The following is a 23,509-nucleotide window of genomic DNA, read 5'->3' as shown; positions in this document are numbered from 1 at the left end:
GGAGAAATACATATGCTTGTAGAGAGACACTCATACGGCACCTTTTACAATCAGGATGTCAGCAAAATTGTATTGACCAACGATAACAACATGTCGGTATCCATTCTTGAGCTTGGTGGCATCATCAGCAACCTTTATGTGCCAGATAAGAACGGTGTAGTTAATGACGTGGTGTTGGGGCTAGATGAAATAAGTGCCTACGCTAAAGATAATCATTACTTTGGGGCGCTTATCGGGCGAGTTGCAAACCGAATCGAAAATGCCGCTTTTCGTCAGGACGAAGAGACGATCCGAGTAAATGGTAACGCCTACAATGGCAAACACTGCGTTCATGGTGGTCGATTTGGATATCATCGACGAGTCTGGAAAGAGCTTGAAACCGAACAGAAAGAGAATGAGGTATCGCTCACTCTGAGACTTCACGATGCTGATGGCGAGGAAGGCTTCAAGAGTAACGTCGTAGTTCTGGCAACCTACACTCTGAACAACAGCAATCGACTTCAGCTCTCTTACAAAGCGATAGCAGACGGCCCTACCCCGGTAAGCATGACCGCGCACAGCTACTTCAATCTGTTTGGGCACGATAAAGGAAGTATCAACGAGCATGAACTAACCATCTATGCTGACAACTACCTTGAGCAGAAGGAAGATAGGATTCCGAGCGGCAATATTCTCGCTGTTGACGACACAGAGTTCTGCTTTCAAAAACCTAAGCAGCTGTCAGACGGTGTCGAAAGCGGTATCGAGATTAACCACTCCTACGTTTTTTCGAAGTCAGACAGCAGTAACAATAACCTGACGCTTATGGCACAACTTAAAGGTGGAGGACGCACTCTTTCCGTGTATTCGAACGAGAGTACCCTTCACTTTTACAACGGACACAACCTTGATGGCGTAAAAGGCAAATCAGATACGGTATATAAGAGATATGCTGGATTGTGCCTGGAGCCGAAAGGCTATGTAAACGGTGTTAACACTCCTGGATTCCCGTGTACTTTTATCGACGAATCCAAAACCTACGAACATACCATTGTGTATGATTTTGGCTAACCTTCTGTCTTAGAAGGTGTATGGCCAATCCCCGAGTTACATCTTGTAATTCGGGGGTTTTCTTAATCAAAGTAGCTCTTTCCCGACCATCAAGCAGTTCGCAAATTCCCAAAACCTAATCAATACTTACTAACACACCACATTGATATGGGTGTTAGTGTCTTAGCTATTCACGGTGAAAGAGTGGAAATATTTCAGCTTGATATTCGAACCTTGTCTTTTTTAACAGTACTTAACTCATTTGTATTTGGGACAGGCCTTATTTTTCTGTCTTATAAGCAGAGTAGCTTTCAAGGCATCAAATCCTTCGCTACCGGACTGATCGCAATAGGGTTCGGGTTCTTATTCCTCAGTTTGAGAAACATTATCCCCTCTTTCATGTCCATAATCGTTGCGAATGCGCTCATTGTACTGGGGTGTCTTCTGTTGAACCTTGGGCTGGAAAAATTCAAAGGGCTATCAGGAAGATATAGCCTTACAAGCACCGTAATGCTTGTCGCTATGGTCGTGGCCTTTATCTACTACACCTACTATGAGCCTTCTATTGCTAACCGTTTAATCATAATAAACACCATAGTGGCGATTCAGTCAGCCCTCTGTGTCTTCTGTCTATTTAAAGGGCCTCAAAAAGATCTTCAGATAGCGCAATGGATGACGGCATTGCCATTTATGCTTGCAGGGATGTTCTTCGTCTTCCGAGCAATGTGGTCTATGGAACAAGGAAACTTTAAAAGCTTTATGTCGGCCGATGTCATCCATCAACTCGCTTTTATCGTGATGGATTTATTAATCATCACCAGCAGCTTTGGATTGATGTGGATGATCAGCTCACGTCTGGAGTACAGGCTTATCAGACAAGCGAGAAGAGACGAGCTCACCCAGACCTATAACCGAAGAGCACTTAATGAACTTGCTCCCATAGAAGTATCTCGTGCTACCCGAAGTGGTAGCCCTATCTCCTTCATTATGCTGGATATCGACCATTTTAAGCGCATCAACGATACCTTGGGACACTCCGTGGGTGACACGGTTCTTACTAAACTCGCGACACTGCTAAAGCAAAACATCCGCAAAGAGGATCTGTTATTTCGATTCGGTGGCGAAGAGTTTCTCATTATTGTGCCCGATATCGGTGTAGAAAATGCCAGAAAGCTATCAAACAAACTCAAAATGCTCATCGAAAACGAAATATTTTGCAGTGAATCAGAACTATCCGTCACCGCGAGTTTCGGGATAGCTGAACTCAATAATGGAGAAAGTTTTGAGTCGACTCTGTTCCGTGCCGATGAGGCCCTTTATAAAGCCAAGGAGTCAGGACGCAACAGAGTTGAAGTGATCATTTAGCGTTTCAACATGGTCTAAAACGGCACTTCGATCTGAAAAGAGAACTGGTCATCCAATATATCGTGCCATTGGTAATCAAAACGGAACTTAGGTTTATCCGGCTCTCCAAAGCCAAGGCTAAACTGAAATCCATGACTCATCATCCACTCGGTATAAGTCATATCAGCAACGGACTCATCATCATTAGGTTGCCACAAAGCTAGCCCGAAGTGACTCTGCTTTACACCGCTCGATACCAAAGGGCTATCGGCCAGTTCTGTACCCCAGTAATCCCAATAGTTTGTATCTTTCTCTTCATCAAACATATTAAGTTGCTGAAAATCTGTCCATAGTGTTTCCACCCCCTCAAGAGTTTCTTCACAAATAACAGATGATTCTGGTAAATAGAGCATTTCTGAATCCACAGCCGTTCGCTCACAGGCAGATACAGAAAAGCTAAATAAAGACAAGAAAACAGCAGGCGGCAGCCAAATATCTCGCAAATGAATTCCCCGGTAAAAGCTATAGTTACAACCATGAATTTGGTTGTTTTTTATTCGTTTTACACGAAATTATCACGGGATAGTTATTTAAAAGTCAGGACAATGAAAATTTTCAAATGATAATCCCCTCAACCTATATTGGACTATCATTCTTATCGCTTTGTCGAGTACTACCATCCATGGCTTGCTGCTGATTCCAAATATAAGCAGGAGCAGACGCAGCACAGTTATTGCACACAATATGGAGTTCTTTGTCTTCACTGCCCCAGGCCGATTCTATCCATTCAAGAGATAAATCTATTCCGCTACAAAACGGACACGCTCTTGTTTTCATAGTGATAACCCACCTTTATTTGAATATCCATTACGCATGAGCCAGAGTTCGTATTTTCATCGGCATTCGAGTGAGCAACTGAAATACTGGCGGCACAAAATAAAATGACAACAAGGTGGTCAGGGCAGTACCACCTGCAATGGCGATGGCAAATGGAGGCCAGAATGCTCCCCCTGCGAGGATCAATGGTAAAAATCCACCAATTGTTGTAATCGTGGTCGAGGTAATATGTCGCGTACAACTCATAACACCATTTACAATTGCGTCAGCATCACCTTTACTTGCGTCAGGACAGGCCGCCAGCTCGCTGATAATGACTATGGCTGCATTGATCGCCAGCCCCACAACACCGAGTAAGGCAATAATCACGGTAAAACCAAATGGATATCCAAACAGCCATACGGAAAGTATGCCCAACCCAGCCGCTAACCCAGCGACAATGAAGATAACAGCACTCAAACGAAAAGAGTTAAATGACAGTACAACGACCAATATCATAAGCACAACAACCACAGAAACATTGCCCATTAGGTTGTTCACAGACTCATCCCTTTCTGCCGCTTCCCCACCGAACTCGATTTTATACCCGGCCGGAAATGAATAGCTTTCTAGTGCAGCTTTGAAGTTGTTGAGCACCGTTTGTGGCAAAACACCCGCTTCGATATAACCTTCGATCGTATTCACTCTAAGACCATTTCTGCGGGTAACACCACCGCTACCAGGAACAAGTTCCAGCCTGGACAAATCCATTACCGAAATACCGGTATTTTGGCCCTGAGCAGTAATTGGTAAGCGTAATTTATTTAGGTCATCATAGTTTTCTCTTTCACTATCATGCACTTTCACACGAACAGGTATCGATTCCGTTCCTTCTGTAATACTTGCACCTTCTCTGCCAACCAAAGTAGATTGCAACATGTCTGCAAACTGAGTCAGGTTTAATGTGTTCATGTGAATGGCTTCTTCATCCACATTGAGTGAGTACTGTGGCACGCCCAATGGAAGGCTCTCTCTCGTATGAGTAACATGAGGTATTCGGGACAAAATTAACCGAATATCCTTGCCTATACTTTTTAATGTTTCGATGTTTCTGCCATATACGCGAAGCTCAATCGGCGCAGTAAAAGGAGGTCCTTGTTCAAGCTTCCTTACCAGTATCTGCGCTTCCGGCACCTGCTTATTGAGTTTAGATTGCAACAATGGAATGAGATGATTCGCAGCGTTAAAATCGGTTGTTTTTACCATGGCATGAGAGAAGAACGGAGCGTTCTGCTCTGGAGGTATCACATTGTAGTAAAACGATGGGAAAGATGTGCCAACCATCCAACTGACTTGCTCTACACCTGCCTCTTCAGTAACTAGGCTATGTATGTCCTCTGTTGTCGCTTTAGTGGAATAAATACTGGCTTGAGGTGGCAGGTATACCTGAACTTCAAACATATCCCTGTCTGAAGAAGGGAAAAACTGCTCCGTTAGCTGAGTACTGCTCCAATAGCCAAAAACAGGTATCGACACGACCATAAGAATGGCTATATAGGGATGGCGAATAGCCAGCGCTATCGAGCCAGAAAACCATCGGCTAAGCACCGGAATGGTGAGGCCACTCTGGTACCATGCGTTTGAACTCTTGCTGTCGGGAAGAAAAACACTCGATAGTGAAGCGATAACTGTATGGGAGATGATATAAGAACCAACTAACGCGCACGAGACCGTAAGTGCTATTGAACCCACAAATTCACCTGTCGATCCTGGCATCAGAAAGATCGGTGCAAATGCCAATACGGTCGTTAACGTCGAACTGGCCAGAGGAATCCATAAATGCTGAACCGCCATCATCGCGGATTCTATCTTACCTTTGCCTTTTAACCGATAGCTCTGAATGGTATCGACCATCACTACCGCATTATCTACCATGATTCCTAACGCAACGATAAACCCTGTTACGGACATCTGATCAACAGGTATTGCCAGATACTTCATGATAGTTAAGGTAAACATTAACGTTAACGGCAAGGCCAACGCGATAATGCATGCAGCACGGACACCGAGAGTAAACAACAGCACGATCAGCACAAGACTTAAACCAATAAGTAAGCTCTCACCTAGCTCGAATAATCTCTGTTCCGTATAGGGCTGCTGGCTAAAAATAACTTCGGCTTTAATATTTGAAGGCAGCTCAGCTCGAAACTCTTCCAACACCTCAAGTGCGGATGCTGTCCACCTATCGACCCTGAGATCGGATTGCATACGTGCTGCGACAATAACTGCGGGCTTGCCATCAACCATAGCAAGCTCATCATAAGGTGTTTTTGCGCCGCGAGAGACAGTTGCGATATCCCCTACTCTTACGGTATAGCCGTTATTATCAACTGAGACCGGAACCTGACTGACACGCTCCACAGTGTCAAGTGCTGCTGATAACTCTAACCCAAAGCGAGAGTGCTGGTTAACCAGCTCTCCGGCTGACCCTTTAATGTCCGCCCCTTCAATTGCCTTCGCAAGCTGTTCAGAAGAATAACCGACCGCAATACCGTCATTGGCGTTGATGTTAACCACAATTTCTTCATCCAACAGACCAAACTCTTCCACAAACTCTGTTCCAGAGAGTGTTCGAAGCCGCTTAGCTAACTCTTTAGCATAGCGACTGAGAATAAGTAAATCTGGTTCACCGGTTCCTTGCCAGTCCAGCGAATATATAGACGTAAACGCCCCACTATCGGTATCTAGATCCGGCGCTAACGCTCCTTTAGGTAGCGTTGCTTCTACATCGGATAACTTGTCCCGAACTTCGGACCAAATAGGTTCTACTTCTATGATAGTTTCGTCAATCTCTACACTGACGATTGAAATTCCCAGGCGCGATGTCGAAGTAATCTCTGTAATTTCATTTAGTTCTCTGAGTTTATTCTCGATGACTTCAGTAACAAGGGATTCAACCCTGTCTGATGTTGCTCCAGGATAATGAGTGGCAATGGTTCCATGCCGATTGGTAATCACCGGATCCTCTGCCCGTGGAAGTGTGCTATATGAGGTGATGCCACTTACAATCAGAAAAGCAACAATAAGCACCATCAGTCGGGTGTTGGAAATGATATCTTTGTACATCATAGAACCTCCTAATACGCAGCCTGAACAGCCTGACCAGGAACCACTTTATGAAGCCCGGATATGACGACTTCTTCACCATCAGATAATGCACCCTGCACGTAGACACGACTGTTGTTAGAATAAAGTACCTGTACAGAACGCGACTCAACTCTGTTCTGGTTGTCTGCACCATTCAAAACATAGATATTCCATGTTCCACGAAGACCATCTGTCAATGCGTTATTTGGTAACCAGAAACCTTCCTCAACAAACTCTTTTTGGTAAGAAAGATAGGCTAGCTCCCCATCCAGTACTTCCGCACTCTCTTCCAGGTCGAAACGCAGGCGGACATTTCTGGAGTTGGTATTAATATTTGAAGGTTGGGAAATCAGTTCAGCACTAAAAGTGTTGTTATCGATGCGTATGGAGTAATCGTCCTGAGCCTGAACGTCCTTGATATCACCTTTGTAAACGCCAATTACCGCTTCTTTGTTTCCAGAGGAAAGCAACTCTAATGTTGGTGCACCCGATGAGACAACATCCCCCAGAGAAACATATCGATTTCCAATAATGCCAGAATATGGTGCATTGATTACCGATTTTTGCTGCTTTAACTCGTTGGCTGATATAGACGATTGAATACGTGACACATTCGCCAGCAGTGCATCTTTTTGGCTGATTAAGGCATCGATATCAGCTGCAGAGCTAAACCCTTTTTTCTTTAACAAATACTGTCTGTCCAAATTGGTTTTCGTTAACTTTAGTTGTGCTTTAACCTCCGTGAGCTGTGCTTCCAATTGTTTTTGCTCTGTCACGAGTAGTTGAGTATCCAACGTTATCAATGCCTGCCCTTTGAGTACTTGTTCTCCGATATCTACATTGATCTGAGAAATCTTTCCTGAAAGTTCAAACCCCAAATTGGCTTTCTGGTTCGCTTGCACCGTTCCTACATACTCCCTTACGACAAAGTAACCGCTACTTTTCTCAGCTCTCTGTGTTTCCACAGTCAATAGTTCCATCGGTTTGCTCTCGTTGGCGGTCGAATCTGTACATGCTGAGAGTAGAATCGACACAAATACTAAGCTGGAGCTCAACAACAATTTCAGAGTTAACATAGTTTGACCTTTTCTGGTGCACATTACATTTAGACTGGACAGTCTAGTCTAATTAAATAAAAATGGACTGGACAGTCTAGTTTGAAATCCAAGTCTAACAATGAATAAACTAGACTGTCCAGTTTGATTTGGCTAGAATTCTTCTACTCCCGCCTATCTGGTAAGCAAAAAGATGTCTAACCCAAGAGAAATAAAGAGAAAAAAAATTATCGATGCCGCTACAGAATTGTTCGGCTTATATGGTTATGGAGCAAGTATGGATAGCATTGCCAAACTTGCAGACGTATCCAAGCAAACTCTTTATGCCCACTTCAAGAAAAAAGACGCCTTGTTTTTGCAATGCATGAAAGAGAAGGTGCTGAGTTACCAGATCAATAAGCTTGTATTTGATCGTGATTTGCCTATTGAAAAAGTCCTCTTGGGATTTGCGAGGGAGTTTCATTCAACGCTTCTTAAACCTGGAGCCCTACAGACGTACAGAAATGCCGTTAGCCAGATTGAAAATCACCCTGAGTTTGCATCTACCTACCTGGAACATGGACCTGAGAAAACACTGTTAGTAATGGCGGAATATCTCAGTGACAAAGAAAAAGACGGTACCATTTCTTTGGGAATCCCCTGTGAAGATGCCGCAATTCAGCTTCTACTCATGTTCCATGGCAAAACGGTTTACTGGCAATATCTAGGTGCTGAAAACAGGCAAACCGAAGAACAGCGAGACAATTATCTAAAAAGCTGCGTAGATATGTTTCTTAATCAAGTACGAGTTAACAACTAAGAGCCCTCTACCTGAGGCTAAGTCCCATTTTGAAGTAAGGTACGTCACCTTTATAGAAGCGTTCCCCGCTAACCGTCATACCAAAACGTTGATAAAAGCCGATAGCTGACTCCCTCGCATCGCACCAAAAATAATCAACGTTTTGGCTTTTTAGGTTGTCTAGGGCGAACTTAATAAGAGAGGTTCCTAGGCCTTTGCCCTGATAATCTGGATAGGTGGCGAATTTTCTCAGCCTTGCTACACCATCACTAACATAAATAGACGCAACAGAGACGATGGCGCCATCTAACTCAACACCAATATGCAGCCCTGTGTCATCACCTTCTACGATGCAGTATTCGATAGGCTTGTTTGGCCACAAGACTTTATGACGAACCGGGAGTGCTTCTTCTAAACTGATTTTTCTAATTTTCATTTAAGGTAATACCTGGGAACACAATCAAAATACAGTTTGCCCAATTTTTTCACAAATGTATCGATTCTCTTGAACCTAGATGTTCGTTCTAGCTGAAGAAATAGCCCACCGTGAAACAGTTCTTCGGTGGGCTATTAGCATTAAGAATTTGATTAACAAACAGTGTTAGTCGGTGCAGGCAATACTTTTATTAAACCTCTTCAACACTCAACCAAACTTTTCCTTTTCCGCCATCAAGAGTAATCGAGTCTCCCTCTTTGCACAGCGTCATAAAATCCTCGATGCCCGTTACAGTTGGGATTCCCAGTGAACGTGCAATGATGGCACTGTGAGAAGTACTACCACCTTTTTCAAGACAGATCCCTTTAATTACTTCAGGGTCAAGGCGAGCGGTGTCGGAAGGATACAACTCCTTCGCAGCTAGTATTATGGGCTCCTCAGAAGAAAGGTCATCTTTAGATTCACCAGTCATCAACCTAAGAACCCGGCTACCGATATCACAGATATCATTTGCTCTCTCAGACAAGTAAGTATCCGGGATCATTCGATATGCTTCTGCCATCTCCTCGATTTCCTCAACCCAGGCTTGTTCTGCAATTATCTTTTTAGACGCGATGACATCATGTACCGTTTCCTGAAGTTCAGGGTCAGATAAAAGTTGCTGGTGAGCTCTGAAGATATCGGCTTCGGAATCGGAAGCTTTTCCTAATACCTCTGAAATTAAGGATTCGAGTTCACTATCAGCAGTATCTAACGCTTCTTTCAGTTTACTTTGTTCTCGTTCCGTAGAAACAAACTCTCGCTTAGGAATGTTCAGCCCACCAGAGACAAAGAACTTAACCGGTGCAACTGTTACTCCTTCTGAAATCGAAATCCCCTGTAAGGAACCATCATTATCAGAACTGTTCGCAGAAGCTTCTCGTGCTCCTTGCTTCTCCTTCGGCGCATGCTCATCGAGGTCATCACCAAAGTGAGATTGCGCAAGCTCAGCAAAAGCTGTTACCGCTTCGGCCGCATCGCTGCCCTTTGCCAAACACGATATGGTGTCACCTTGTTTGACACCAAGCAGAGTAATGTTGTTCATACTCTTGGCGCTAATTTGTTTATCGCCTTTAACCAGCCACATTTCTGATTCAAACTGAGTTGCAACAGAAACAATTGCAGACGCTGGCCGTGCGTGAATTCCGTTTGGGTTCTGGATAGTCCAATCAAATTTATGATCCGCTTCCAGATTTACCTCAGATTCGGACTCTTTCGTGTTTTTAGAGGCAGGAAGTGCATCCAACTGTTCTAGCGTTTCGTATTTGGCAAATATCGCAGAGTGGGTTTCGCTCAACACTTCTTTCAGCGACATGCCACCTGCTGCTGACACCGCAGCTGCCATAGCACCTTCAATTAACGGAGCTGCACAAACATGAACAGATTCTGCCATCTCCGGGTCGATGAGCTCTAACGCCATATCGGTACTTAAGATAGCACTGCCCATGTCTACCAGAACCAACACTCCATCTGGAGAGTAAACCTCTTCAATCGCGGACATGACTGCTATTGGGTCAGTACCAATTGGGTTGTCAGGATCATCAATTCCCGCTGCAATCGCCATTTTTACTTTGCCCTGAGACATCTGAGAAGCGAGCTCAAGCACCCCTTCCGCCAGGCGTTTGCTATGCGAAACTATTACTAAACTTACCATCTTAACTACCTTAACAGAGGTGGCTTTCGCCACCTCGTGCTTAGTTACAAACGCATCGTTACTTACTTAACGGTCTTACAAAAAGTATCAAACATCAGGTAGGCGGAAGTTGCCCCCGGATCCTGATGACCAGCAGACCGTTCACCCAGGTAGCTCGCCCTCCCTTTCTTAGCAATCATAGGAATGGTTCCTTTCATCGCTTCTTCTCCTGCGCTTGCTGCTTTTGCTAGTGCATCAGTCAGCTCATCATCCTGAGAAGCTTTAAGTGCGGTGACGATGGCATGCATGGTATCCACCATAGTCTTATCACCTAACTCAGCTTTACCACGCTGAATCACACCTTCCATTGCATCACTGAACATCTTTTCAACTTCTGCAAGGGTTAGTTCTTCTTTCGCCATAACGCTGGTTGCAGCACGAATAAAGAAGGTGCCGTATAGCGGACCACTCGCTCCACCAATGCTGGATAGTAACGTCATGCCTGTTGTTTTCAGGATGTTACCGATACTCTTGTCCGCGACACTTGGTAGCTTTTCCATTACCTTGCGGAAACCACGGTTCATATTCAACCCGTGGTCGGCATCACCGATTTCACGATCTAAGTCAGTCAGAAAGTCTTGATTCTCTTCAAATACCACAGCTGAAGCTTCCAGCCAGGCAACAATATGCGCTTTTGTAACTATCATTTTTTACTCCTGAATCAGATTCCCCAGCGAAGTGCTGGTGTTTTAACTGGTGCATCCCAAAGTTTCAGCATTTCATCATCAACTTTCAGTACTGTGACTGACAGGCCCTGCATATCAAGAGAACTACAGTAAGTACCAACAAGGTTTCTTTCGACTTTGATTCCCTGAATTTCAAGTAGCTCAACGACCTTACGGTAAACAATGTAAAGCTCTGATTGAGGTGTCGCACCCAGGTTGTTCACCATAACAATTACTTTATCGCCCTGACTTAGAGATTCCGTTGTCCAGCTTTCATCGCGCCAGTCACCCGCTTCTGAATCCCACTGGCGAACAGTACGTTCGTAAGGTGTGTTGTCGAAAATCTGTGCCATCATGTCAGTCACAATTTCATCACCGCTGGTAAACTTGCGACGCTCGATACCTGGTTCACCGTGAATACCAATACCAAACTCGAACTCATCATCCGCAAGTTCAAAGCTAGGCTTACCTGCTGCCGGAACCGTACATGCATCTAGTGCGACACCAAAAGAACGTCCCTGATTAGTGATGCGTTTTGCCAGTGCTGTACACTGCTCCAGGCTGTAGCCTTCTTCCGCAGCAGCACCAAGAATTTTCTCAGCCAAAACTGTTGTCGCAACACCACGGCGACCCGCTGTGTATAGGCTGTCTTTTACTGCTACATCATCATCTAGCAATGCTGCCTGAACTTTCACACCGTCACCGTGTAACAGTTCTACGGCTGTTTCGAAGTTTAGTACGTCACCTGTGTAGTTTTTAATTAGGAAAAGTACACCTTCGCCAGAATCCACTTTCTGACCACATTCGTACATTTGATCCGGAGTTGGTGAAGTAAACATTTCTCCAGGGCACGCACCGTCAAGCATACCCATTCCAACAAAACCGCCATGCATTGGCTCATGACCACTACCACCACCAGAAACCAGTGCAACCTTAGGCTTTTCTGAGTTACGAGTTACATAGTAAGGTTCCATGTTAACTTCCAGCTCTGGGTGAGCCGCAGCGACGCCTTGTAGGGTTTCTTTTACGACATCATCTACGTTATTGATCATCTTTTTCATGTTCTAGTCCTTGTTAATGTCTGAAGTTTCACTTCTGGTTCGTACGTTATTGTTTATCTGTTACTGATTAAAAAGTGGTAGCAGTGTGTTGTAGAAAGTAGCGCCGATAACACCACCTACAATTGGGCCTGCCACTGGAATCCACGCATACTGCCAGTCTGATGTACCTTTGTTCTTAATTGGTAGCAAAGCGTGAGCAATACGTGGCATTAAATCTCTTGCCGGGTTGATGGCATAACCTGTAGAACCACCAAGAGAAAGACCAATGCTATAAACCAACACACCTACGGCATATGGGCCAAACCCTGATGCGATTCCGTTGTGACTGTTAAAAATCGCAATCACACCAAATACCAATACCGCTGTACCAATGATTTCTGTTACCAGGTTCCACTTGGTATCACGGATAGCTGGTCCCGTTGAAAAAGTCGCCAGTATCAGGCCCTGATCTTCTGTTTCGTCATAGTGGCGTTTGTAAGTCAGGTACACCATTACAGCACCAAGGAATGCACCCGCAGCCTGACCCGCTAAGTAAACAGGAATCGCACTGCCCGCGAGGTTACCGATAGACCACATGCCGATTGTTACTGCCGGATTGATATGCGCACCGCTTACCCAACCTACCGAGTAAACTGCGATGGTCACAGCAAAGGCCCATCCGGCAGTAATTACAATCCAACCTGAGCTCTCGCCCTTACTGCCCTTAAGTACTACGTTAGCAACCACACCATTTCCCAGAAGGATAAGGATCATGGTACCGATTAGCTCTGCCATAAAAATGTTCATGTTCATTACCTTTATTCACGTTAAGTTTATTTTTTATAATTTTTAAACCGGCTTCATCCGGCTGGAAATAAACTAACGCAAGGCTGCATCCACAAACAAAACACCATCCATTGATTCATATTGAAACATTAATTGCTTCAATTTTGTTTCAATATGAAACGCAATATTTATTTTTACGAATTTAATTTGAACAGCTTCAACATCTGGAAACTGTTACATCTCCCCCACTTTTTGATTAATTCACTCAGACGCATCGGGTCCTGGTACTTTCGGCATGATTGAGTTTCATTTTTGTGCACTTCCTCAAATTTTCTGGTAGAAATCAATGTTTCAATATGAAACAAATAAATTTCTAGAATAAATGATGATGGACTCTATCGATATCGCTCATCAAAACTGGACAAAGTACATCGCGAATGACGAGAGTCTGGATTCTGCGGGAAAGACACTCGACCCTTACCTGAAAGAGGTTTGGGATAGATGCAAGCGCAGGCAGAGATATGATCACTGGCCTCCTCTGAACTACGCTAAGGGAGTAACCTTAGCTTCGCTCAAAAGAAATAAATCCTATCTAGTAGATATCGCTATTCCTGTCATTGAGGATATCTGCGAGTTCCTCGAAAACAGCAGCTCAGCTCTGTTAATCACCGATGAAACAGGCTGTACCTTAGGTATCTGCGCTAGCGAGGCGATGCGCGAACTTCTCGGGCCTTATGGCATATATGAAGGCGTGTACTGGAGAGAAGGTACGATGGGCAACAACGCCATATCCAGTGCAATTGGACTTGCTCAGGCTGCAAAGACAATTGGCTACGAGCATTTCAAACAGCCACTGCATCAGTTTGCTAGTTATGCCGCTCCAATCTTCAATAGCCAGGGCAACATTCTTGGCACTGTAGGGTTAATTACACCTGTGGAACTGGCTAGCCCAACCTCGCAGGGGCTGGTTTATTCTGCGGCAAAAGAGATAGCCAGTAATCTTTACGCCGAATATTGTCTTACTGAGTCGAACCAACACCTAAACGAAGTGTACGTGTTACTGGAGGGTGTTGAAGAAGGCGTTCTGGCCTGGGATACCAACGGAATCATCCACTACCTGAACAAAAAAGGAAGTAAGCTCCTTGATCTGGAAAGCAATAAAGCACTGGGAAACAAAATCGATTCCATCGTTCATCTGCCGCAAAGAGTTAAGCTTGCGATTGAAAACAAGCAAGAGCTGGAGATGTTTGAGTCAACGGTAGAGAGCAATCAGAAGCTAATTACCCTATTGATGTCACTCAGGTTGGTGAAAGATGAGCAAAACAAAGTGCACTCCTATATTGTTCTGATGCACCCCATTGAGCATATTCGCCAGTTAGTACACCACCACTCTGGTAACCTCGCCCACTTAACTTTTGATGACCTTGTGTTCAACTCTGAGGGGATGCAGAGAGTTATCCGCTTAGCAAGGCATGCGGCAAAAGGTCGGGGTTCAGTGTTACTGAGAGGTGAAGAAGGTTTAGGTAAAGCCGACTTGGCTCAGGCCATTCACAACGCCAGTGAAAGACGAGACAAAGCCTTTATAGCAATTAACTGTCAGGCGATCCCTCATGTATCAATGACCGCAGAGTTTTTGGGTTCAGATGCTGATAGTGATAACCCCTTCCCTTCAAAATTCGAGCTCGCGAATGGTGGAACACTGTTTCTAGATCATATCGAATACCTGACCAGCGAAGTACAAGCCGCGCTTTTGCATCTATTAAAAACGGGTTTGGTTAACCGACTCGATCATACCGTTGTGCCCGTTGATATAAGAATCATCGCCACATCCGATAGCGAGTTGAGTCAACATGTCGATGAAAAGCGATTTGGTCGTCAGCTCATGTACGAACTGCAAGCATTTGATATTGAAATACCACCTTTAAGAGAACGGCCTGATGACATCCCTACTCTGGTAAGCCGATATCTTAAGTTCTTACGCGGAGATACCGGAACAAATGTCTCACTGGATGATGAGACAATCACCCAACTGACCCATTATAGCTGGCCGGGTAATAACCGGGAGCTGAGAAGTGCACTTGAAAGAGCGCTGAGTTTCAGTGATGGTGAAACAATCACCCTCAATGATTTACCAGATTCAGTATTGAGCGGAGCCGGAAATCAAACCGGAGGTACAGACACCTGTATGACCTTAGCCGATATCGAAAAACAGGCCATTCTAAACGCAGCAAAAAGGTGCAAAGGAAAACCTGGGAAAATGTGTTCAGAATTAGAAATTAATCGCACTACTCTTTGGCGAAAATTAAAAAGTTACGAGATAAATTTAGAGGAATACCATTAAATGACAGCCCTGACCGTTGAGCAAGAAAACGCCATCACGCGATTTAAAGATAACCTTCATCTACCCCAAAACGGCTTTCATGAGCTCATCATTGAAAAGTGCAAAGAGTATCAGCTTCCTTTTCAAACTGTGCGAACGGTTTTTCTTAAATCCCAATCATCCATTGAGAAGAGAATTCGCAATGATTTCTCTACCATTGATGAAAGCCAGCTATCCAAAGCATTCTGGTTAGAATCGATTGACAAAAAGCTACTAGAGTTAGCTGCTGACAATGTTCCCGTGATGGAAACTCTGACAAACAGTCAACGCTACCTGGATTTGCAGTCAGCTTTGTCTGGAGAAACACAGGCAGATGAGGAACAAATTTGCAATCTGTTTGAGGATGTTTATGAGTTTGAAATTAGCAAACCATTAAAAGCGATGCTTAGAACCACTTCCCTATTCTGGTCGGTAAAAAATAGCCTGTTCGAGATGACGCCAGAGCAAAGAAACAAATTTAGTGACTACCCTCAATATATGGAAGCAATAGAGCACCTACTTTCTCTATCCGATTGATATACTGAAAGTACAACTTCAAAGGATGGTACTGCTATGTCTAAAACATCAAAAATTATTAACGAAGACAAACTGTTCAAAAAAGCATTAGAAGTCGGTTGCAAGATGGCGAAGATGCAAGGATTTGATCTGGCAGATAGAGGCACTTCACAGCCAGTCAAAGCAAAAGCGGTCTATCTGTTTTTGGTAGAGGTTAAGCAAATAACTCCGCTTCCAGCGGATAAGCTGGACGGAAAAAACATCAAGAAACGACTGGCGCTATGGCTCCACAATGTCCTGCCTGACGATGATCCGTTGAAATAGGCTATCAATACAAAAAAGTCTGTTATCGGTCTCTTCTCAGCTGGCTTTTCATGTAGTCACTTATTGCGGTGCCGCATACCTTTTTTATCTGGGAACAAAGTTGTGGTTCACAGATAAAGCATCATCAGGGCAACAAAAGGCACAAGCAATCCGAAAACGTAAGGTGTTTGGTGAAGGGTTCATCTTGCAGTTTTCTACCCTAAATATCAGTATTCTGTGCAGCTTTTATCTGTGCCCATGTAACTTATGCGCTTTTAGCCTATAAAGCACGCTCCGTGTTTACGGGAAACAATAAGGTGTGGATTAATAAAGTGAACTCAGTCTTTTATGTTCTTTTGTCCGGCTACCTGGCCTATGGCGTGTGAGTACCGATTGTTTTAGCTGATGCGCGTTTGCACTAAATAATTCAGGTAGGTGTGCTTCATTCATCAGAAGTGGACTATTTTTAGTATGGACGGTTTCTCCCAATAGTGAGCAAAAGCAGCATCTCAAATGTAACGCCTCCAAATGCATAGTTATACAGTACTACTAATTTCAGCTACACAGCTAAAGACAACCCCAGCCTACGGATTTTGATCGGTACAATCAATGACGGCCAGTAGATGAACTAATTAGATACCATTATTAGTTGTACCTAGGAGCTTTTTTGGGGGATATCAGTAGCACTTCAAGCTGAAAAAGAGTTTCACTATCTGAGATAGGTGGAGGGCTCCCGAAGAAGAGAATCAAAGATATTTATCTCTCCTTCATGTGCCCTCGTTAAAGTGAAAAAATTATCGCAATTTATTTACTTCAATGTTTTATTAAATATGAACTTTAACTATCTGAAGGCTCAAATCCTTTTTCGAAAATCACTGCATCACTACTGCTATACTTCTGGCGCACTTTAATCAAAGGTTGATAGTCAGGGTCAGCGTAAAAAGCTTGCGCTTGCTCTATTGTTGGAAACTCCAACATAGCTAACAACCCCTCAGGAACAGCCCCTTCAATAGTCTGAATATTCTCAGTTCTTATCATAGGTTTGCCACCATGCTTCTCAACAATAGGTGCAGCAAGCGATGCGTAGTCTCGGTAGTAAGCGTCAGCGTTTTCAATGCGAACAAAGGCCATCATATATGCGGGCATGTTAATCTCCTGTTTTTATTAAAACACCTCTACACGTAGTCGTGATGAGATAAATGTTGATACTCTTTTGCTGGAGTTTGAGGGGATCTCAATCGGCCCTATTCAAAACATTTTTCAAATCAACCAGCGAGTAACAATGCAAGCATGATATGTTTCTCTCTAGCTAAGAAATAGCCTGTCGAAAACAAATTACTTTTGTCCACAAAGCAATAGTTAGTTATATTTAATGTTATATATTGTGATTTTTAAGGCCATTATGGACAGATTTCGCGCATTACGTTATTTCAAGCGTACTGTCGAGCTAAGTAGTTTTAGCGCTGCAGCCAAAGAGTTGGATGTACCAGCCTCTTCTATATCTCGCAGAATCAAAGATATCGAGGTTGAGTTGGGTATTGAGCTGTTACAACGAACCACACGTAACGTCAGCACTACTGAGTTGGGGCAAGTATATTACGAAATGGTTGTTGAAATACTGCAAAACCTAAGTGATGCCGATGAGCTAATATCTCAGAGACGTGACGCTTTTGAGGGAAAAATCAGAATAAGCGCAACCCCAAGTTTTGGTCGGAAAATTCTAGCTCCTATAATGCAAGATTTTCGGAAACAGTACCCAAATATTATCTTAGACTTAAATTTCTCTGATGAACTAACAGTATTGGGAAGAGACGCTGTAGATATTGCTATTCGCGCTGGAAACGTTCCGAACGAACGCGTGATAGCCAAAAAACTCTCTGACGCTGAATTCAAACTAGTGGCAACACCGAGGTTGCTCGATACTTTACAAACAAAGTTTGGTCGCAGCGAACTGTCTATCGAAGACCTAAAAACAAGCCCAACTCTTCAGTATAAAGGAAAACATGGAGCTCTAACGTGGTGGCATCAAAGAGAGGGAAACTGGGAGCCCACCGACATTACACCTATATTCTGGTGCAATAATGGTGAAACATTACTAGAAGCAACGTTAGCAGGTGAAGGGCTATCACTTTTTCCTTTATGGTGGGTGAATTCTTACTTGACCTCAGGAAAACTAGTCGAGGTTCCAGTAAACATGCCCATCTCCAACCGCCAAACTCAAAGCTATGATGTGTACATTTTATACCAGCAGGCAAAATATCAAATTCCAAAAATAAAACACTGTGTTGACTTCATCATTAAACATGTTCGGGAAAGTTAAATACCTATAACCGACATTTCCTTAACTCACCATACTAAATCACTATTTACTACAATAGCTTCATAGGATGTTTTGCATATTATCCTGCAAGTTCCGCATAGAACCTTTTCATGAACTAGAGCAGTATGTGAAAGAAATTGTCTAGCTCCGTTCATCTGGCCTTCGCTAATGAGACAAAATGTCTTATGGCAACTTCCTCCCGAAACCTTTCATTTACAACAAATTGCTTTGTTATCACAACTGCATATCTATTTAACTGCGCTTATAAGCAATAAAAGCTATGATTAACCAGCATAAATAATCCCCAAAAAAGAACGAGTCAGGACTTTATCATGAAGCTAACCCAAGTCTACATGACATTAGAAGAACTAGAGTATGAGCCACTTGTGAGAGCAAGGTATCAGTATGTTGCAAACTACCTAACTTTATTTGTTTCTGACTGGCTCAAGGAACTTAAGCTGGATTTGGGGACGTTTAATAGGTTTGTTTTTCAAGAAGGGTATCACGAAGATATGTCTATTGTGGGAGACAAAGCCTTTCGTATTTGCGTCAAACCAGAGTTTACCTCAATGGAAAAGTTTACTTCTAGCGAGTTTACCCATTGTTATTTCGTAAGAAAATACTTAGAAGGATTTTCGAAAATTGATCAGAAGTTTGGGCTAAATCTTGAAGATGAATTACGACAAAAAATGAAACTAAAGTTCGAAGGAGGATATAAATATGACGCTAAAGCGAAGTCTAAGAAGGTTGGGAAAGTCATCGTTCAGTTACTCCATCGTTACCAGTTTGACAGGTACAAACTAGTATTCCAGTGCATTGACCATTGCAAAAATGTTCAAGATGAAAAAGTTATTTTTGAAAGTGAACCTGATCCTTTTACCGTACACTTTGACATTAATAAGATTGAAATCGATGAACACAAGGTAAGAGTTTTTAACAAAATAAGGCAAGAACATTTATTGGTTGAACTGTAAGCATTATTATGTAATTGACATCTTATGATGTTTAGGTACATGCAAACTCACTTTAGCTACCTAACCATGTCGGCTGCTAATGCACGGATTTGTCCAATAGTGAGCACACCCTAGTTCTAACCTGATATAGGAAATGTATGGAAAGCCGATGACGTTGTTTATCGGTTAAAACACCGCTGGCTCACATTGGGAAAGAACTGATATGGGGATTAGTTTAGCTTTGTTCTCAAATAAGCTTTTGGAACACGATAAACTTATGCACAGTTTCAGGGGATAAGTGGTGTATTACCACTTACTATTATAAAACGTAGTGTTTGTTCGTATTTTCTTATGCGTAGTTAGTGTCGAACGATACAGTCGCGCCCTCTAGACTTTGCTTCATATAATGCACTGTCAGCCCTATTTACTAACGAACTCCAATCGTCATCAACTAGAACTCGTGTCACACCAATACTAACCGTATAGCTGCAACAGGATAGCTCTGCGATAGAAGGGTTTTTTGCATAAGCTCGGATCCTATCGGCGATAATCATTGCTTGCTCTGGCGTCGCTTTGGGCAAAATAACCACAAACTCTTCTCCACCGTAACGAAAACACACATCGTTATCACGACATGTTTTTTGAAGAACTCTGCCAAAGTGTTGAATCACTTTGTCACCTTGTTCATGACCATAGTTATCATTGATTTTTTTGAAATGATCTAAATCAGCGAGCAAGATAGATATATCATTCTCTCGTCCTGGTTGCATAAACTTAGGCATTAGTTCTGTTAGGCCCCTACGATTATAAAGACCCGTTAACTCGTCTGTGATAGATGAGCGATATGTTTGTTTCAACAAACGGTCAGTTAGCATCCAAGATACTGAAAACGCAAGGCCAATGACAGTAAGCGTGGAAACAACGAAAGACAACTTATGAACATCAGATGCCGAATAATAATCTGCTATCGTTCCTTCCTTAAAAGCAAATACGGCCCTAAACGCCATATATAATGCGCTTGCCATTAATATAGAGTTGAGTAGAAACTTGGCTTTTATATTATCTCGCCTCCTTCCCGAATAGTTCGCATAGACGGCTAAAACACACACCGCTACAACTAAAATGGAACGTGTTTCCACTCGAGAAGCAACAGAGGGAGTAATAAATGTATTGTAAACAAAAAAACCAAAGGTAAATAACGTAATAACGGCTGAAACTAGCAGAAATGATTTACTAGCACCTCGTAAAACCGTAATACCAGCGAGGAGCGAACAAAAAGCGACTGTAAATGCACAGTTGGAGAAAAAAACTATGAATGTTGACGATTGTGTAAAACCCAATGAAAGTGGCGCAACACTGATACCAAATAACAGAGCTGAGTAACCAATATGATTGACTCCTAGAGCCGTCCCAGCAAACATATATTTATTAGTGAGTAACAAAGCGCTCGCAACCGTGGTTGATAACAAAGAGCTGTAAACTGCAAGGGTATAGATATCCATAAAATCCCCTATTGGACTGAACTCAAAACTCTCTAAGATCAGTATTACGTATTTTTAAAGCAACGAGTTAGTGCGAGACATTAATTTCCTATATGTTTGATGCATCTCAATTTATGAGCATTTAGTGACGAGAATACCTCTTCAGACGTTAATACTCTGAATAAATTCTAACAAATATGCATGAAATAGATCTCGGAATGCGAGTGGTTGTCGAAAACTATTGTCCGTCCTCATGCGTCAACTCTTCGATAACGGTACAAAACTTTCCATGCTCACATCCTTCCCTTTTCGCTCAAAATAGACGTCATGTCTGAGTATGCCAACATGCATTATTATTCAAGGAGAGAAAGAGCAACATTATGTTGTGGCGAGTTTGACTGGCGTACTTAAAGCCTAAGCTCTAGTGAGTAAAAATATTCTTCGGATTGTTTGATGGAATAGCCGAGATTTTGGTAGAACCTAACAGCCTTTTCATTACAGATGAAGCTAGACAAGGTAACCGTACTGCGTGATTCTGATTTGGCCAAATGATGAACATAATTCATTATGTGCGTTCCCAATCCCTGACGTTGAAACTCTGGGAAAACGATCAACAGATGCACATGGTATGAGTTTTCATATTCTTTGAAACATAACATACCAACCTTTTGGCGACCACTAAATATCCAGTAAAACCAATGTGGTTCGTACTCAGTTAATAATCGCTTTCTTTGAAAGTTATCGTCCCATCCAAATACCGCATCGATATACGGCTTTAGACCTGTTTTAACCGTAGAAAATATGCTTTCTGAGTCACTATGAGCTATTTGAGATAGCTTAAGTTTCATATTTGCCTCAACTCCTTATGTATCAACCGATAATCAGCCTTCTAGCCGAAGGTGCCATAAAAATGATGCGTCCACTTCTAAGTATTGTCCGCAACTTATGAGTTTGAGCCACGAAGACCAATTAGGTTTCCGAATGGATCTTCTATCTGACACATTGAAAGTCCACTTTCGATTTTCATTGGACCACGATAAAGATGCGCACCAAGCGATTCGAAGTGTGTTAATGCGTCATCGAGGTTGTCAACAGACCAATACAAAACAGTACCGTTTTTACCACTACCAACCTTTTCATCAGCTCGAACGATTTCTAGTGAAAAACCGTTTAGCTCAAGTACCGTAAAGTCAAAATCTGGATGATAAACAGCTACAGACTCAGGAAAAGCTTTCTTATACCAATCAAGCCCTTTAGCTACGTCTGGGACATGAACAAGAATTGCTGACGGGGTCATGATTTTCCTCCTACTATGTTGACGCGTTGTTAGCCGCTCAACGCCAAGAAAAACTTTTACTTACTGACACCGTGCTTTGGTGCTAGTAGGACAACCATAGTTTGCATATTCTATGCAAGAGTCTGAATAAAGTGAATCTTAAACCATAGTTGCGTGATGATAGAAAATGATGTGATGGACGCCCCCATTAACGGCTTCGATGAGCCAGAATTAAGGTGTTAGCACTTAATTGCGAAGGAGCATCCATCATGAACATTAAAGTTGTTGGTATCGATATTGCCAAATCCGTCTTTCAGGTTTGTGTTCTACTTCATGATAACAAGGTGGCATGGAACAGAAAGATCACCAGAAGTGATTTGATGAAGAAACTGAGTCAGCTTCCTGAAAACACTCTCATCGCTATGGAAGCTTGCGCATCATCCCATCATTGGGCACGACAAATGAAGCAACACGGGTTTGAAGTCATACTGCTCCCAGCTCAATTCGTTAAACCGTTTGTTGGGCACCAGAAGAACGATGCCAATGATGCCAGAGCAATATGCGAAGCTTCCCAACGACCAGATGTTCACCCAGTTCAAGTAAAGACTATTGAGCAGCAAGACATCAAGGCGTTGCGAAACGTTCGCCAACGCCTTGTTGATAATCGCATTGCTTTAGTTAATCAATCTCGTGCTATGGCTGCTGAATATGGTGTGATATTCCCTAAGCACGTGACTAAATTTCAAGAACTTCTGCCATTAGCTATTGAAGATGCGAGTAATCAGCTATCTCACGTTATGAGGCGTGTATTGCTTGAAAACTACAATGAGCTTAGGCAGGTAAATAGGGATATTCAGCAAGTGGAACACGACTTACTGGAGCTGTGTAAAACCAATCCCCGTTTTAAAGCGTTACAAGAAGTTCCGGGATTTGGCCCCATTATCAGTTCTGCATTAATTAGTGAACTCGGTACTGGGAAGCAATTCTCTAATGGCCGTCAGTTTTCTGCTTGGTGTGGTTTAGTTCCGAAGCAACATAGTTCAGGCGGTAAATCCTGCCTGAAAGGTATTACCAAAAACGGCAATAGACAGCTACGAACGCTAATTTTGCATGGCGCACGAGCGGTTGTTCGGTATGCAGATAAACGTCAGGACAAGATGGGAATTTGGTTACGGGATCTTATTGCCAGAAGAGGCAAAGTTAAAGCTGTTGTCGCCTTGGCTAATAAGCTATGTCGAGTTGGATGGCATCTTTTAAGCTCAGGTGAACAATTCAACGTGAATAAAGCCTTTGCGTAACCGTTAATATATAGAGTTACTTACAAATAAACAGCAGTACCCGAGTTTGCAAGTATTGATGAACTAACGGTCAACGTCTCTGCGAAAACCTAATTTTGGACAAGGCATTACTGATGCCGTGAAAATGTAAAGGAAGCAGAGAGCAGATTACATCATGGCGCGAGCAGTAAAAGCT

Annotated in this window: 23 protein-coding genes; 10 read left to right on the top strand and 13 right to left on the bottom strand. The window is 42.9% G+C overall.

Translation table 11 applies throughout. The annotated features are described in order from the left end of the window. Positions 1-12: 12 nt before the first annotated feature. Both SNR28_RS16065 and SNR28_RS16060 read left to right on the top strand, forming a co-directional pair. On the top strand, positions 13-1,050 hold the full coding sequence (locus tag SNR28_RS16065) for an aldose epimerase family protein (RefSeq protein WP_375753675.1): 1,038 nt from the start codon (positions 13-15) through the stop codon (positions 1,048-1,050). 183 nt (positions 1,051-1,233) lie between these two features. Further along, the gene (locus tag SNR28_RS16060) at positions 1,234-2,394 is read left to right on the top strand and encodes a diguanylate cyclase (RefSeq protein WP_375753674.1); all 1,161 of its coding nucleotides are present in this window, start codon (positions 1,234-1,236) and stop codon (positions 2,392-2,394) included. 14 nt (positions 2,395-2,408) lie between these two features. Here the strand turns inward: SNR28_RS16060 and SNR28_RS16055 are convergent, their stop codons facing one another. From SNR28_RS16055 to SNR28_RS16040, 4 genes are all read right to left on the bottom strand, one after another. Continuing rightward, a complete protein-coding gene (locus SNR28_RS16055; protein ID WP_375753673.1) occupies positions 2,409-2,876 on the bottom strand; it encodes a hypothetical protein in 468 nt (155 codons plus the stop codon). Between the two features lie 133 nt (positions 2,877-3,009). Next, entirely contained in the window at positions 3,010-3,210 is a 201-nt protein-coding gene (locus SNR28_RS16050; RefSeq protein ID WP_375753672.1) for a hypothetical protein, read from the bottom strand. A gap of 30 nt (positions 3,211-3,240) precedes the next feature. Continuing rightward, positions 3,241-6,318, bottom strand: coding sequence for an efflux RND transporter permease subunit (locus tag SNR28_RS16045; protein WP_375753671.1), 3,078 nt, complete (start codon positions 6,316-6,318; stop codon positions 3,241-3,243). Positions 6,319-6,326: 8 nt separating this feature from the next. Next, a complete protein-coding gene (locus tag SNR28_RS16040) occupies positions 6,327-7,412 on the bottom strand; it encodes an efflux RND transporter periplasmic adaptor subunit (RefSeq protein ID WP_375753670.1) in 1,086 nt (361 codons plus the stop codon). A 172-nt stretch (positions 7,413-7,584) separates the two neighbouring features. Here SNR28_RS16040 and SNR28_RS16035 point away from each other — a divergent pair, with 172 nt between their 5' ends. Beyond that, the gene (locus tag SNR28_RS16035; RefSeq protein WP_375753669.1) at positions 7,585-8,190 is read left to right on the top strand and encodes a TetR/AcrR family transcriptional regulator; all 606 of its coding nucleotides are present in this window, start codon (positions 7,585-7,587) and stop codon (positions 8,188-8,190) included. A gap of 7 nt (positions 8,191-8,197) precedes the next feature. On the opposite strand, the gene SNR28_RS16030 is transcribed toward SNR28_RS16035, so the two are convergent. From SNR28_RS16030 to SNR28_RS16010, 5 genes are all read right to left on the bottom strand, one after another. Next, complete coding sequence (locus tag SNR28_RS16030; protein WP_375753668.1) at positions 8,198-8,605, bottom strand: GNAT family N-acetyltransferase; 408 nt, start codon at positions 8,603-8,605, stop codon at positions 8,198-8,200. 190 nt (positions 8,606-8,795) lie between these two features. Continuing rightward, the gene (dhaM, locus tag SNR28_RS16025; RefSeq protein WP_375753667.1) at positions 8,796-10,298 is read right to left on the bottom strand and encodes a dihydroxyacetone kinase phosphoryl donor subunit DhaM; all 1,503 of its coding nucleotides are present in this window, start codon (positions 10,296-10,298) and stop codon (positions 8,796-8,798) included. A gap of 62 nt (positions 10,299-10,360) precedes the next feature. After that, positions 10,361-10,984: a dihydroxyacetone kinase subunit DhaL gene (gene dhaL / locus SNR28_RS16020; protein WP_375753666.1), complete on the bottom strand. Its 624-nt coding sequence runs from the start codon at positions 10,982-10,984 to the stop codon at positions 10,361-10,363. A 14-nt stretch (positions 10,985-10,998) separates the two neighbouring features. Next, positions 10,999-12,063 carry a dihydroxyacetone kinase subunit DhaK gene (dhaK, locus tag SNR28_RS16015; RefSeq protein WP_375753665.1) on the bottom strand — a complete coding sequence of 355 codons (1,065 nt, stop codon included), beginning with the start codon at positions 12,061-12,063 and terminating at the stop codon, positions 10,999-11,001. Between the two features lie 60 nt (positions 12,064-12,123). Continuing rightward, on the bottom strand, positions 12,124-12,849 hold the full coding sequence (locus tag SNR28_RS16010) for an MIP/aquaporin family protein (RefSeq protein WP_375753664.1): 726 nt from the start codon (positions 12,847-12,849) through the stop codon (positions 12,124-12,126). Positions 12,850-13,210: 361 nt separating this feature from the next. On the opposite strand from SNR28_RS16010, the gene dhaR reads away from it, so the two are divergent. Genes dhaR through SNR28_RS15990 form a run of 4 tightly spaced genes read left to right on the top strand, consistent with a single transcriptional unit; the run spans position 13,211 to position 16,292 of the window. Then, entirely contained in the window at positions 13,211-15,169 is a 1,959-nt protein-coding gene (gene dhaR / locus SNR28_RS16005; RefSeq protein ID WP_375753663.1) for a dihydroxyacetone kinase operon transcriptional regulator DhaR, read from the top strand. Continuing rightward, a complete protein-coding gene (locus SNR28_RS16000; RefSeq protein WP_375753662.1) occupies positions 15,170-15,724 on the top strand; it encodes a hypothetical protein in 555 nt (184 codons plus the stop codon). It abuts the gene before it with no gap. A gap of 36 nt (positions 15,725-15,760) precedes the next feature. Next, a complete protein-coding gene (locus SNR28_RS15995; protein WP_375753661.1) occupies positions 15,761-16,027 on the top strand; it encodes a DUF5062 family protein in 267 nt (88 codons plus the stop codon). Between the two features lie 7 nt (positions 16,028-16,034). Then, complete coding sequence (locus SNR28_RS15990) at positions 16,035-16,292, top strand: LysE family transporter (RefSeq protein ID WP_375754101.1); 258 nt, start codon at positions 16,035-16,037, stop codon at positions 16,290-16,292. A 551-nt stretch (positions 16,293-16,843) separates the two neighbouring features. Here SNR28_RS15990 and SNR28_RS15985 read toward each other — a convergent pair. Continuing rightward, positions 16,844-17,152, bottom strand: coding sequence for a DUF1330 domain-containing protein (locus SNR28_RS15985; protein ID WP_375753660.1), 309 nt, complete (start codon positions 17,150-17,152; stop codon positions 16,844-16,846). A 256-nt stretch (positions 17,153-17,408) separates the two neighbouring features. Here SNR28_RS15985 and SNR28_RS15980 point away from each other — a divergent pair, with 256 nt between their 5' ends. Together SNR28_RS15980 and SNR28_RS15975 are read left to right on the top strand one after the other, a co-directional pair. Next, positions 17,409-18,326: a LysR family transcriptional regulator gene (locus tag SNR28_RS15980; RefSeq protein WP_375753659.1), complete on the top strand. Its 918-nt coding sequence runs from the start codon at positions 17,409-17,411 to the stop codon at positions 18,324-18,326. Positions 18,327-18,658: 332 nt separating this feature from the next. Further along, entirely contained in the window at positions 18,659-19,300 is a 642-nt protein-coding gene (locus tag SNR28_RS15975) for a hypothetical protein (RefSeq protein ID WP_375753658.1), read from the top strand. A 338-nt stretch (positions 19,301-19,638) separates the two neighbouring features. Here SNR28_RS15975 and SNR28_RS15970 read toward each other — a convergent pair whose 3' ends face one another. From SNR28_RS15970 to SNR28_RS15960, 3 genes are all read right to left on the bottom strand, one after another. Continuing rightward, positions 19,639-20,781, bottom strand: a complete 1,143-nt coding sequence (locus tag SNR28_RS15970; RefSeq protein ID WP_375753657.1) for a GGDEF domain-containing protein — start codon at positions 20,779-20,781, stop codon at positions 19,639-19,641. A gap of 386 nt (positions 20,782-21,167) precedes the next feature. Then, entirely contained in the window at positions 21,168-21,608 is a 441-nt protein-coding gene (locus SNR28_RS15965; protein ID WP_375753656.1) for a GNAT family N-acetyltransferase, read from the bottom strand. A gap of 95 nt (positions 21,609-21,703) precedes the next feature. Then, complete coding sequence (locus tag SNR28_RS15960; protein ID WP_375753655.1) at positions 21,704-22,057, bottom strand: VOC family protein; 354 nt, start codon at positions 22,055-22,057, stop codon at positions 21,704-21,706. Between the two features lie 248 nt (positions 22,058-22,305). Between SNR28_RS15960 and SNR28_RS15955 the strand changes: the two genes are divergently transcribed. Then, a complete protein-coding gene (locus SNR28_RS15955) occupies positions 22,306-23,334 on the top strand; it encodes an IS110 family transposase (RefSeq protein WP_375748275.1) in 1,029 nt (342 codons plus the stop codon). Positions 23,335-23,509: the final 175 nt, after the last annotated feature.

The sequence above is a fragment of the Vibrio iocasae genome (assembly GCF_042245395.1).
Classification (GTDB): domain Bacteria; phylum Pseudomonadota; class Gammaproteobacteria; order Enterobacterales; family Vibrionaceae; genus Vibrio; species Vibrio iocasae.
This window is presented reverse-complemented; position numbering and strand designations above follow the sequence as displayed.